The 13,029-nt window shown below is 39.7% G+C and carries 14 protein-coding genes and 1 tRNA gene; 7 read left to right on the top strand and 8 right to left on the bottom strand.

Annotation, left to right across the window (positions count from 1 at the left end):
- Nucleotides 1-18 precede the first annotated feature (18 nt).
- Nucleotides 19-777, top strand: coding sequence for a hypothetical protein (locus VMUT_RS09530; protein ID WP_013605210.1), 759 nt, complete (start codon nt 19-21; stop codon nt 775-777).
- 90 nt (nt 778-867) lie between these two features.
- Here the strand turns inward: VMUT_RS09530 and VMUT_RS09525 are convergent, their stop codons facing one another.
- From VMUT_RS09525 to VMUT_RS09510, 4 genes are all read right to left on the bottom strand, one after another.
- The gene (locus VMUT_RS09525) at nt 868-1,569 is read right to left on the bottom strand and encodes a DUF357 domain-containing protein (protein ID WP_013605209.1); all 702 of its coding nucleotides are present in this window, start codon (nt 1,567-1,569) and stop codon (nt 868-870) included.
- A gap of 108 nt (nt 1,570-1,677) precedes the next feature.
- Nucleotides 1,678-2,187 (bottom strand): Lrp/AsnC ligand binding domain-containing protein, encoded by a 510-nt coding sequence (locus tag VMUT_RS09520; protein WP_013605208.1) that lies wholly within the window; start codon nt 2,185-2,187, stop codon nt 1,678-1,680.
- 178 nt (nt 2,188-2,365) lie between these two features.
- Nucleotides 2,366-3,355 (bottom strand): cobalamin biosynthesis protein, encoded by a 990-nt coding sequence (locus VMUT_RS09515; RefSeq protein ID WP_237699640.1) that lies wholly within the window; start codon nt 3,353-3,355, stop codon nt 2,366-2,368.
- Nucleotides 3,322-3,912, bottom strand: coding sequence for a sirohydrochlorin chelatase (locus VMUT_RS09510; RefSeq protein WP_237699639.1), 591 nt, complete (start codon nt 3,910-3,912; stop codon nt 3,322-3,324). The genes VMUT_RS09515 and VMUT_RS09510 overlap by 34 nt, the downstream gene beginning before the upstream one ends.
- Nucleotides 3,913-3,964: 52 nt before the next feature.
- Between VMUT_RS09510 and VMUT_RS09505 the strand changes: the two genes are divergently transcribed.
- Genes VMUT_RS09505 through VMUT_RS09490 form a run of 4 tightly spaced genes read left to right on the top strand, consistent with a single transcriptional unit; the run spans nt 3,965 to nt 6,817 of the window.
- Nucleotides 3,965-4,732 (top strand): hypothetical protein, encoded by a 768-nt coding sequence (locus VMUT_RS09505; RefSeq protein WP_013605205.1) that lies wholly within the window; start codon nt 3,965-3,967, stop codon nt 4,730-4,732.
- A gap of 19 nt (nt 4,733-4,751) precedes the next feature.
- Nucleotides 4,752-5,156 carry a hypothetical protein gene (locus tag VMUT_RS09500; protein ID WP_013605204.1) on the top strand — a complete coding sequence of 135 codons (405 nt, stop codon included), beginning with the start codon at nt 4,752-4,754 and terminating at the stop codon, nt 5,154-5,156.
- A 6-nt stretch (nt 5,157-5,162) separates the two neighbouring features.
- Nucleotides 5,163-6,128, top strand: a complete 966-nt coding sequence (locus VMUT_RS09495; RefSeq protein WP_013605203.1) for an NAD-dependent epimerase/dehydratase family protein — start codon at nt 5,163-5,165, stop codon at nt 6,126-6,128.
- Nucleotides 6,113-6,817 (top strand): uroporphyrinogen-III synthase, encoded by a 705-nt coding sequence (locus VMUT_RS09490; protein WP_048057006.1) that lies wholly within the window; start codon nt 6,113-6,115, stop codon nt 6,815-6,817. Before VMUT_RS09495 ends, VMUT_RS09490 begins: the two co-directional genes overlap by 16 nt.
- Here VMUT_RS09490 and VMUT_RS09485 read toward each other — a convergent pair.
- From VMUT_RS09485 to VMUT_RS12710, 3 genes are all read right to left on the bottom strand, one after another.
- Nucleotides 6,784-7,803 (bottom strand): potassium channel family protein, encoded by a 1,020-nt coding sequence (locus VMUT_RS09485; protein WP_013605202.1) that lies wholly within the window; start codon nt 7,801-7,803, stop codon nt 6,784-6,786. The genes VMUT_RS09490 and VMUT_RS09485 overlap by 34 nt on opposite strands.
- A 111-nt stretch (nt 7,804-7,914) precedes the next feature.
- Nucleotides 7,915-9,603 (bottom strand): long-chain-fatty-acid--CoA ligase, encoded by a 1,689-nt coding sequence (locus tag VMUT_RS09480; protein ID WP_048057005.1) that lies wholly within the window; start codon nt 9,601-9,603, stop codon nt 7,915-7,917.
- 148 nt (nt 9,604-9,751) lie between these two features.
- Nucleotides 9,752-9,867: transfer RNA gene (locus tag VMUT_RS12710), tRNA-Val, on the bottom strand.
- 75 nt (nt 9,868-9,942) lie between these two features.
- Here VMUT_RS12710 and kdgK point away from each other — a divergent pair.
- Nucleotides 9,943-10,926, top strand: coding sequence for a bifunctional 2-dehydro-3-deoxygluconokinase/2-dehydro-3-deoxygalactonokinase (gene kdgK, locus VMUT_RS09475; protein WP_013605200.1), 984 nt, complete (start codon nt 9,943-9,945; stop codon nt 10,924-10,926).
- A 33-nt stretch (nt 10,927-10,959) separates the two neighbouring features.
- Nucleotides 10,960-11,601: a potassium channel family protein gene (locus VMUT_RS09470; RefSeq protein ID WP_158304810.1), complete on the top strand. Its 642-nt coding sequence runs from the start codon at nt 10,960-10,962 to the stop codon at nt 11,599-11,601.
- Here the strand turns inward: VMUT_RS09470 and VMUT_RS09465 are convergent.
- Nucleotides 11,576-12,904, bottom strand: coding sequence for an APC family permease (locus tag VMUT_RS09465; RefSeq protein ID WP_013605199.1), 1,329 nt, complete (start codon nt 12,902-12,904; stop codon nt 11,576-11,578). The genes VMUT_RS09470 and VMUT_RS09465 overlap by 26 nt on opposite strands.
- Nucleotides 12,905-13,029: the final 125 nt, after the last annotated feature.

Here is a 13,029-nt window from a genome sequence, read left to right as displayed (position 1 = left end):
TTAAGCAACATTAATGATATGATGAAAACCACGTTATTAATTGCAGTTATGATTGCGGCGGTAGTAATCATAGGCGCAACTACGTATCTTGCGTTATCAATGAGAAGTAGTCCTGAATCAGCCATTTTAAGTACTAGGGAGTTATTATCGAGAAATGTATCGTTAACCTACAATATAGTAGTAAGTCCCGCATTTATTATAAATAATGAGTTACCAGGTATTTCGGGTATTCCATTTCAGTCAGGGCAATTAATGGGTGTCATTACGATATCCAGAACGCCAATAAATGATGCAACCGTAATAAATGGCACATTATCATTTGGACACCTTGTAAAGACGGGCAATAATTTCGACCTTGCTTTCTGGAGGTATGATGATGAGCTTTGCTACGCCATGGAGCTCAATTTCCTAGGTCAGCAAACAATAACTCATTGCGCTCCTTACATGAACGTAACCAGGTATGTAACAACAGTGCTTAACGAAAGTAAGTACATAGGTACTGGTATGTGGAATAGTAAAACCACTTATTGTTTTACGGCCACAATCACAATAACACCAACTCAGGGTGGAGTACAGGAATTACCATTAATAATTAATGTGACAGAACTATGTATTTTAAGTAATGGTATTCCGACTAACATATCAATATATGTATATCCTGAACATCAGATAGGATTTAGTAATATGTTCATGAACATAAATATGACCCTCCTGAGTTATTCATTTACGTTTAATCAATACGAATTCGCGCAAGTAACGAGAGGGCTCATACCATAGTTACTTAAATTGGTATACTTAACGATAGGATCCTAAATAGAATTATGCCTATCTGGGAATTCATTGAATCGTGTAAATATGCCTCTTAACTTAACCTTGATTGAATCTATTACTTATAGCCTTAAGTATCCTTGTAGTGCTACATAGTGGGCAATCAACATAGTCATTAAATCTAACGACCTCGATATTGCCCAATTCCCTCTTCCTCAATTCCTCTCTTAACGAATTCTCATTAAATGGTTGATTAGGACCAAGTAATATTATGTTTGGTCTTTCCTCCTCAACTACCCTGAACATGTCATCCTCATAGCCAAGTCTAGCCTTATGAACATAAACAATATTACTAACAACCTCCAGTCTCTGTCTCTCGGGTATGATAACGTCCCTATTCTTAATTCTTCTAACCGTTGAGTCACGGGCAATCACTGCAACGACTCGGCCAAGAGTCCAAGCATGCCTTAGGTAGGCTATGTGCCCTGGATGAATTATTTCAAATGTACCAGCAACAAACACCTTATTCTGAGCCCTCCTGATTAAGTCATCCGTCTTACTCCAGTTAAATTGGGCAATTCCAAGTAGCCTTAATGCGTCGAGTAGGCCCTCGGCATATGCAATCGTTGCTAATGCATTGAATTGATCACCCCTTGACAAGTAATATATCGAATCCTTTAGATATGCCCTTGCTATCTCAACTACATCATTCTTAACACCCTCCCTCTCTATTTGAACAAGTGCATTAGCCACATTCCTTATGTACGCGTCTATCCTAGTTTCAGGATTTGCCGCCTCCATGGCTCTTACGTGAATGCATAATCCCTATATAGTTAATAAACCTTCCAGCGTGGTAATAGTAAAATTATATCGTAGTATTTTGATTAAAGGATTAATTGAAGGTGGCACTCACTCCCTAAGTGTCTCTAGGGATATGAAGGTCTTTGTATCCTCAATACCCTCCATCATGCTTAATACACGCAATATATCATTTACATTAACCTCCCTCGTTATTAGTATTACATCATAATCACCAGACACCCTATAGGCCTTCTCAATGGGTAGCTCTTTAATCTTCTCGTAAATTATCGTTCTATACCTAGGCTGCACCTTAACGAGTATTATCGCTTCATTAGAACTCATTCTTAATACCTTAAGCGCCTTATCCGTTACATCAACGAATTCACGGCCGGTCCTTATTAACCCAAAGTCCTTAAGCTTCTTAAGGTGAACACTAAGTGCCTGCCTAGTCATCCCCAGTTCCCTGGCCAGCTCATCCTGATCCGCATATACCGTGTACACCTTAAGCGGGACAGCCTTTTTAAGTAGGTATTGAAGAACCTGGAGTTGTCTTTCGGTTAGTTGCCTCTCGATTTCAGCCGGTGTCGCCTCTCCACTTGATGTGGTTATGGAAGCCATAGTAATCTACCAAAATATGCATCTTAGTCTAGTATAAAAAGGTTATTCCTAAATATTATATATGAACCATTAGATAATCTACCGTAAAAAATAAAGATCATTAATTACATACAGGTAATAAACAAATTATTCACTTAGTATAAGGTATAAAATCGATAATTAGTGTGGATTTTCCTCATTAAATAAATAATGATACAAGGAGCGCTCTAACAATCAAGAATATTAAGATAATTACTAGTACTATAATAACCGAGACATCAAATAACCTAAGAGCTGATTTCAACTTAATTATATCAGGACCAGGCATATTACTATTAATCCTATATGCACCGACCTTCTCAAGCATAGTTCCCAATGCCCCAGCGAAGGATGCCATAGGCCAACCAGAATTAATACTTCTTACATTATCATGTTCACGAACTGCAATCCTAATGCTATTCCTCCAGTCCAACCCTATCAATGCAGATGCTACTAATATTACTATAGATGATAGTCTTGCGGGTATGTAATTCAATATTGTGTCAATCTTGGCGGAAAACCAACCAACATCCTCGTAGGGCCACCCTCTATAACCGACCATGGAATCCATGGTATTGGATAATCTTTGGAGTAAGGCTCCTGGCAATCCAAACAATGCGAAGTAAAATAAGGGCGAAAGAAGACCATCAACAAGGGATTCAGCTAAACTTTCAATCACAGCCGACATTAAATGGGCAGCATCTAGCTCCCAAACATTCCTTCTAACGATTTCTTGTGTGAAAGTACGTGCATTATTTAAATCCCCCGACTCAATACTCCTCATTATTTTCTTAGCGTAGTCTCTCATTAGCTTTATAGAAAATGTTAACTTCAAAAAATATGCATAAACGATAATGCCTATCACGATATTAATTACGATTAGAACACGTGGTATTAAGTAATAAATAATTGCTATTGGAACTACGGAAGCGAACCACAGGAATACACCGTAATGTTTACCACCTGATTTAAATAATTTATATGCTATCTTCCCACAAAGAACAACAGGATGAATGTTTATGAAAATACCCTTAGGTTCACCAAGTATCAAATCTAATATTACTGATGCTATTAGAATAGTCACGTAATATAGTATTAATAGTTCAATTATCATAATTACCCTATAGGCCTTGTATTCTTTATCAACCAAGGCAATACATCCTTGAAGTAATTTATGAATGAGTCGAGCTCAAACAATGGATTTAGCACCTCTGTTTTTGAGCATGACGAGTTCACAGTATTTACTATCTCTTTGTAAATTACGCCACGAGTTAAAACCACAGGTATTACCCTATCTGGGCAATGATTACTTACGTACTCCTCTAATGTTTGTTTAATCTTAAGAAACGCAACGTCATGCAGGCCTAATTTACCAACGTCATTTATAAACCTAGGATTTGTATCCCCATGAAATACGTATAAGCCAGGCCCCATACTTAGTAAAAATTCCTTAATTCTTGGCCATCTCAGTAGTGGTGGTGTCCTAAAACCCGTCATAAGCACAGCCTTTTCATAATCCTTACCGTATCCAACAAATAACGGCATATATAAATCACCAATAGTATCACTTACTAGTGGTTTGGTGTATGAAATAAATGCGTAATTAACACCAACCCTACTCGCAAAGTACCTTACACTACTTACGTAATCGCTATCCTGTGATCCATGAAGCACGATTATTATTTTCACATTGATGCCAAGTGTCACGTTAATGTAATACATATTAAAGCTTAATATTTTCATGAAATTAGGAAGATTTATGAGAGTTAGGGCATCGGCATTAGTGCTTTATTACCCTACCGTGCTCATCATAGTGGCAATAAGTACGGTAATAGCCCTATTAACGCCTAGCTATTACGCCTTAATCCCTGAATTCATATTATCCCTGGTATTTATCTATGTGCTTGCCAAGTTGCATAGGGGATTAGGTATTGGTTACTCCTACGTATTCGTAATAACATTAATAGTGTTAATTAGTTATGCCTCTGTATTTTTAATAAGACCCGAATTAATCTTAAATAAGGCACTTATCGAAATGAAGCAAAACATAGCTAGGGGATTTCTTTACATTATTATTTACTTATTTGTTTCATTATTACCCGATAGCGCCACGGATTTAGTTGGTACATTACCCACATTCATTCTTGCAACGGCAGTCGCAGTACTGGAGATTAGACTTAGGTATTACTTACTAGCGGGTATTTTAACTGGCATAGTTGGTATTGGGGTATCTACTGTATTTCTATCCCTAATGTATAACAGGATTATAGTAACGTATGGATTATCCGCAATGACCATGGGATTATTAGGAGTTGTCTTAATGGCTTCATTAATAAATGTAGTAAAGAAGCCCGGTAAACCAGTACACGTGTTTAACTTCTTAATAATACTATATACGATTTATGAATCAATATGGTTATTGATACCACTACCACCTGTGCTTGTGATAGATGGTTTTGGGATTAATAGGTTAGGTCACTTCATAAGTATGCTTGCTGGGATTATTATTGCAATATTTATAACCTAAAGTTAGTGATTGTTCATTAATGAGTAAGGCACAGGGAGTTAGGGCTTGGCATGTACTCCTTAGCATAAGCCTGTTGCTATACTTAGCTAATGCCAGTATACTTATTTATTTTCAATTTGAGTATTATGAGAACACCAGCTTCATAGAGTCAATAATGTCCTCGTTACCCTCAATCTACATATCAGCGCAAATCAATGAGATCCTTCAGCAGGGTTTTATTGGGTTATTGGGTACGATATCAATAATCCTAGTATTAATAATGATGTACTTAATAACCAGCACGTTTCAGGGTAAGTCTCATGAAATAGGTAGATCAATGAGAGTTGTGCTACTTATCCTACTCCTGATTCAAATATTTCTAGGTAATACGGGGCTTCTACTCGGTTTAATAATTGGCTTAGTTGGTTTAGCATTAATGAGGTGATTAGTAATGAGGGTTTTAATAACTGGTGGTGCTGGTTTTATTGGTTCATTCCTAACGGAAAAACTTGTAGAGTCTGGGTTTGATGTGATTGTGATTGACAATCTAAGCTCTGGAGACCTAGGAAGGCTTAGTGATGTAATAGACAGGATAAGATTTGTTAAGGATGACCTAAAGAACCCTAGTGATCCCGAGGCTTTCCAAAACGTTGATACTGTATTTCACCTTGCTGCGAACCCCGAGGTTAGGATATCGGTAACTGAACCAAGGACGCACTTTGATGAGAACATATTGGTTACATTTAACGTACTTGAACTTTCCCGTAAATATGGCATTAAGAATATTGTCTATGCATCATCTAGTACAGTGTATGGTGACGCTAGGGTCATACCAACACCTGAGGATCACCCAATACAACCCATTAGTATCTACGGAGCTGCTAAGGCAGCTGGTGAGGTAATGTGCGGAACCTACGCTAGGCTTTATGGAATGAACTGCGTGGCTCTTAGGTATGCGAATATTGTTGGTCCTAGGCTTAGGCATGGCGTGATTTATGACTTACTAATGAAGCTGAGGAAGAACCCAGAGGAACTTGAGGTTCTTGGTGATGGAACTCAGGAGAAGTCATACCTATACATAACTGATACGATAAACGCCACATTAATGGCTTGGGAATATGCGGTGAAGAATAGCGGTGTTTATGTGTATAATGTGGGTAATTGGGATTTAATAAACGTTAGGGAGATAGTCAATATTATTGTTAAAGTATCAGGTTTTAATCCGAGGATTACGTACAGACCAGCGACACCAGATGGCAGAGGATGGCCGGGAGATGTTAAACGAATGTTATTATCCATAGATAAGATAGTGAGGGAAGTTGGTTGGAAACCAAATATGAGCAGTAAGGATGCTATTGAGACAACGGCTAAGGCTTTATCGCAGGAACTTGGTGTTGGCGAATGGTTAAAGTCCTGATTCTTAGGGCGTCAGGAAAGATAAGGCCAATTTCGATAAATGGCGTTGATATTATACAAATACCTGTCATTAAAATCACGCCTAATGAGGATGTGATTAATAAGATATCCCTTGAGGATGCTAATTATATAATCGTAATGAGCACGACAGTGGTAAAGTACCTAGGGAACGCCTTAGGGAAGTTGGGTGGTAGCGTAAGGGTCATTGGCGTGGGGCCACAAACATGCAATGAGGTGGAGAAGTTGGGTGTCAAGTGCGAGATGCCCAGTGAATTCTCAAGCTATGGCATTATTGAAATAATGAAGAAATTACCACGAGGAAAGGTGGTGATACTGAGGTCATTAAGGGGCAATGACTATGTGAAAAATGAGCTTCAGCGAATTGGTTATGACGCAGTTGAATATGGTATTTATGACTTAACACCCGATCCAATCAGTGTTGATATTGCATGTAGGCTTATTAATTACGTCGACTACGTGGTTTTCATGAGCTCCATGACTTATGAAGCAATGAAGGATTGCACTAAGAACGTGCTTAAGGGCAAGACTGCAGTAGCCATTGGCAGGGTTACGGCAAATCGAATGAAGAGCGATGGCATAAATGCATTAATACCAAGTGAATACACGCTTAACGGTATTTTGAGGGTGCTAATTAATCACTTAATGATTAGTAGTGAATCGCTTGATTGAATTACGAAATCATTACTTGGATTAAGAATAACCTCATTACCCCTAACTACACCAATGACTAAATAATTTAGCTTCGACTTAATCATTTGCATGACATCTATGAAGCGTGATCCAACATACTCATCGGCCTTAATTAGGCCCAGGTTACCCTTATTAATTATGTTCATTAGTACTGATGATAAACCACGATCAAAGACTTCATTAGCTATCATAATGGTCGTGAAGGAGCCCAGGGAAATCACAGAATTAGCACCGGCCCTTAATGCATAATCCCTATTAACTTCATTAAGAACCTCAGCAATCACATAAGCGTCAGTATTCAACTTCCTAACACTCATGATTAATAATATAACCTTCGCATCGGCTGTCTTAGTATCAGGATCATTAAATGGAAGTATCACTACCGTAGAGGCCTTATCAACACCAGCCCTTAACAAGTCATTAGTATTGAATGGATCCCCGTGAATGAACTCAACATCGGCAGGTAATGACGACGGCTTATCACCATTATTCAGATAAAGAATATCAACGACCTCACCCTTTCTATTCATTAAGTCGATAATGACATTAATAACCCTTAAGGCTCTATCAACATCACCAATCACAATAATATGCTTACCCTTTGAGGTTGTGTGTTGGCCCATGCTCCTCATTATCGCAACATTAGTTAATTCAGTGGCTATTGAGGCTGTCAGTAGGCTTATTACGGCAATACCCACGGGCATAATAACCATGTCAACCACCTTACCAAGGAATGTGTTAGGTACAATGTCGCCATAACCAACGGTTGTTATAGTCTCCATCACGAACCAAACAGCATTAAAATAATTGTTAAATCCAGGGTTCTTACCATACTCAATCAAATACATAATAAGGGCGCCAATGAATAAAATAGCCAAGAACAAAATTAATGAGTAAAATATAACGCTTCGGGCAATCCTACGAAGCCTTTTCAAAATCCTCAAAGCAGTAATAGGTATGACCATAAACAATTACCATGAGTTAACGACCTATTAAAAGATTACTTGATTCCTAGTATGTCATTATTTGTTATTCGCGATTTGCAATGAATATATATAGTCACTATATTAAAATCACTATATCTCACTATTCTTTTCCTTACCAAAGTAATCTTTATATTGTTCTCTAAGCACTTTCTTATCGAATTTTCCGGTACTCGTCTTTGGTATTGACTCAACAAATAATATCTCTGGCAGCTGCCATTTTACAAACCTACTTGATAAGTGATCTAGTAACTCCTTCCTTAAGGCATCCTTATTCTTATCCTTATACTCAGGTTTTAAGACCACGAAAGCCAATGGTCTCTCGCCCCACCTTGGATTCGGTACTCCAATTACTGTAGCCTCATAAACTACTGGGTGCGCCATTAGGTAATTCTCCATATCAACACTTGATACCCATTCACCACCGCTTTTTATTAAATCCTTGAGCCTATCCACAATCTTCATATACCCATCCTCATCAATAACAACTGCATTACCACTTTTCCACCAAATATCGAAGCCCTCTCCATAGAATGAATCAAACGTCCTCTTATCGTTAAAGTATTCTCTAATGGCCCAGGGGCCTCTCTCAAGTAATTCACCAGGAGTCTTCCCATCCCAGGGGACATCACGGCCATATTCATCGACGACTTTACGCTCCATGGGAAACACAGGTAAGCCCTGCTTAGCCCTATGTGACCAATACTCATCATCACTCCTTAATTTATTAAGTACTTCAGGTTTAATTACGTACACATGTGTGAGTGGGGAGGTCTCTGTGGAACCGTAGGCATGTATTACCTCGATACCAAATTCACTTAAGCCGCGCATCATAGCCACCGGTGGCTCTGAGCCGCCGCTCACGACCTTCATGTTGAAGCGTGGTTTAGGATTCATTGACCTCAAGTAGTTAAGTATTGATATCCAAACACTGGGTACCCCGTTTGATCGCGTAACTCCTTCATTTATCATTAAGTCAATTATGGGCTTAAGATCGTTAATACTCCACATACCTGGAAATACTAACTTTGAGCCAACTATCGTGGCCGCGAAGGGCATGCCCCATCCATTAACGTGATATAGTGGAACAAGTTGGAGTAGCGAATCGCTTGGGTTCATGGGAAATACCTGGTGAATAGCCATTGCGTGAAGTACGAAAGATCTATGTGAATAATAAACACCCTTCGGCATACCCGTTGTACCTGATGTATAACATGCACAACAGGCCGATTTTTCATCAATAAGAGGAAAGTCATACTTACTGCCGCTCTTTATTAAGTCCTCGTAATGATAAACCTTCAATCCACTTAATTCAATAGTCTCGTTCACTTTACCCATCACTATGACTTTCTCAACATGCTTAAACTGCGGAATTATACTCTTAAATTGAGGTAAGAGCGGCGCATCTATGAATAATACCTTAACCTTTGAGTGGTTAGCCACATGGGTTATCTCAATGGGTGAGAGCCTGAAGTTCATCTCAACAAAGACGGCGCCAATTCCTGACACGGCATAGTATAGCTCGTAATATCTATGGGTATTAACACCCAATGCACCAACCCTATCACCAGGTCTCACGCCTAACTCACCCTCAAGCATTGAAGCCATTCTCTGGACCCTATCATAGGTATCACGATACGTTAACCTAATGATATTACCATCAACGTCCCTAGACACAACCTCATTCTCACCAAAGTATAAAGCAGCATGCCTTATTATTGCATGAACATTTAATGGATAATCATCCATCATGGTCGACGGAAAACCCCTAATAAAACGCATAGTTATTATTTATTTAATTATTTATAAATTTTATCTTATAGATCTGAATTTAGAGCATTACACATGTAAAAGATAAATAAAATTAAAATCTAAGTAAAAACAGCTTATTTTAAATAATTCACAATAATATTATGAATAATGATAGAATTGGTGGGCCCGCCGGGACTTGAACCCGGGATCTCCCGCGTTCTTAGATATGGTCCTCGTCAGGCTTAGGCGGGGCTTCATGCCCCTGGGCATCCTACCAGGCTAGACTACGGGCCCTCGATCCTTTCCTAACTGTGTTGTTTTTAAGGTTTTAGTTTCATTTAATATGTTAGAGTAATTCCTTAATAATGCATGGTTGTTGCAGTTTTAATGCCTGAGGTTGTGGCTTTAGGTGAGCCTCTGGTTCAGTTTAATGCCGTGACCGATGGACCGCTTAGGCACGTTACCTACTTTGAGAAGCATGCAACTGGTACCGAGGCTAACGTCTGTGTTGCCCTGGTCAGACTTGATGTTAGTTGCGGGTTAATAACGAGGCTTGGTGCTGATGAGTTTGGCTTGTTCATTTATAATTGGCTTAGGGGTGAGAGCGTCGATGTTAGTCACGTTAAGTTTGATCCCGAGAGGCCCACGGGTATTTACTTCGTTCAGAGAAATTACCCAATACCAGGTGTTAGTGATGTGCTCTATTACAGAAGGGGTTCTGCGGCCTCTGCTCTAGGCCCTGATGATGTGGATCCAGACTACGTTAGTGGCGCTAGGGTTTTTCACACTACGGGTATAACCATGGCCATTAGCGATACTGCCAGGTCAGCTGCGTTTAAGTATTTAGAGGTTGCTCGTAGTAAGGGCGTCACTACGTCGTTTGATGTTAATTATAGGAGGAAGCTGTGGGCTAACGTTGATGATGCAATTAATGTATTGTCTAAGGCCCTTAATTTTGCAGATATTGTGTTTCTCGATGAGGACGAGGCTAATCTATTGCTCGGTATATCCGCCATTGATGATGTGCTTAGGGAATTACGCTCAAAGTTTGGTATTAATAGAGCCGTGCTTAAGCTTGGCCTTAAGGGCTCAGTGGCATATTGGGAGGGTAGGATTGTTAAGGTTGATGCCTTTAGGGTTCCTGTTAAGGATCCGATTGGCGCTGGTGATGCCTATGCAGGTGTTTTCCTTGCATCAATACTTAGGGGTCATGATGTGGAGAAAGCAATGAGAAGAGCTTCAGCTGCGGCTGCCATGGTCGTGATGGTTAGGGGCGATGAGGAGAACTTGCCTAGGGAGGATGACCTGAGGAGGTTTCTCGAGGGTTATGGTAGGCAAGTGGACCTTAGGTAAATCGGTTTTTAAATACTGAACTGCCTAATGCGTGTGCGTAAGGCATTGGTGATTGGGATAAATGACATTAGCATTGTAGTTGCTAGGCTATTGGTTAGTAATGGTTATGATGTAAGTATGATTGCAAGTAATGAGAATGAGGCAAAACTGGGTAGGGGTGTCCCTGCCTATGTCTATATTGGCAATTCAAGGAATGAATCCATTCTTAGGAATGCTGGGATCGATGAAAGCGAGGTTGTGGTTCTATCCATGGACGATGAATCCAACCTGGAGGTTGCCAGGATTGCTAAGTCGAGGGGTGTGCCGACAATAATAGCATTGGTTGGTAATAAGGAAAAGTACCTCGATGCGTTTATTGAGTTAGGTGTCTATGCAATACCTATTGTTGATGCTGTACTGTCGAAGATTGCTCATTACTTAAAGTTACCGTTTAAACAATTGCTCTATTCAGATGATAAGGTGCAGGCATATTACGTCGTGATTAGTTCGGAGTCGCCATACATAAATCAGGAGGTGAGGGATGTGGCAAGGAGGTGCGGTGTTGCAATACCACTGATTATAAGGGGTGAGGATGTGATAATTAGTGATGAGGAGCTTAGGATTGAGTCTGGCGATAAATTATTTATTGTTGGTGCCTCGGACTTCGTGGTTAAGTGCGTCGAGAAGATCTATTAAGTAGGTACAGTAATATGCCTATGGATAACCATGACAGCACCACTAACACATACATCGACTTAATTAGGATTATGAGAGCAATTGAGAATGTGTATATGGCGATACCAATAATCGACACAATAGGTATTTCTATCCGTCTTATGACTATGCCAGGCATCCTGAGGTAACGCACTAGGTTAGACTCCTTATTTCTGAATATTATTAGTGCGATCATGGTCATTAAATACACTATAGTCGAAGCTATTGCGTAGGAGTCCGCGATAAGCTCAACACTGCCTGGTATCACGAATAGCATTGCTATTAATGATGAAATTATTATTGCTAAATGGGGCGTTCTATACCTACCATGGACACTACTTAACCTGCCTGGCAATAAGCCATCTTCGCTCATTACGTAGATGCTCCTTGAGAAGTCCACAATACCAGCATTTACAGATATTAGAAGCACTATTGCTATTGATATTGAGATATAGGTAGACAAATACGTATTATGGAGCAAGTACCTTGCCAGGGCACCTATGGGATCACCAACATTGCTGGAAACTGTCGTTAACGCGCCCGATAATATTGTCAATAATGATATTAGCAATGCCACAGTTGTTGATAATACGGAGACGCCAATTATCGCCCTTGGTACCGATATGTAGGGAGTCATGGCCTCCCCCGTTGATTGCGCAATAACATCAATACCCGTGTAACCCCTAAATGAGTATGTTAATCCATGAATTAAATAATCATAATTGAATGATAACCTGGGTATAACAATCCCGTGACTAATTACCAGGTAGTAACCGAATACCAATAATGTCATTATTCCAAGTAAATCAATTGTCAGTAGGGTTAGGTTAAAACGTGCGGAGGTCTTTATCCCAAGTATATTTATCACCATTATCATTATTATGACTAGGATTGACAATACAGAGTCCATAGGCCATCGCGAGACAGAGGGAATTATTACGCTGAGGTAATTAATCGTGCCCAGGGCGCCATATGCAATCATTAGTATTTGGTCAAAGCTCAATAACCAACCTGCAATGAAGCCCCAGGTACTACCCAGTTCGCGGTGGATGTAATAATAGGCGCCGCCGGTCCTTGGTATTGAACTTCCAAATTCCGCGTATGCCAGTCCAACGAGCCATAGGGATAGGGATCCTAGGAGCATCGTTATTGGTAGTAAGGGTCCTGAATTAAGTGCGACTATGCCTAGCGTGAAGTAGTAGGTTGATGATACGTCCGAGTACCCAAGAGCCAGTAACTCTAGCGTGCTTAAGTCCCTCTTTAACCATGTAATTCTTTCAGTCATTAGGGTTAAAGCTCACCTGGTTTCAATGGTTTAAAAATAATGAGTGGGGCTTTTTCATGGAAATTTCACGGTGGTTTCTTCAACATACTTTTTAAGTAATATTGCCATGATGCAGTTGGGTGGTT

The sequence above is a fragment of the Vulcanisaeta moutnovskia 768-28 genome, assembly GCF_000190315.1.
GTDB classification, from domain to species: domain Archaea; phylum Thermoproteota; class Thermoprotei; order Thermoproteales; family Thermocladiaceae; genus Vulcanisaeta; species Vulcanisaeta moutnovskia.
This window is presented reverse-complemented; position numbering and strand designations above follow the sequence as displayed.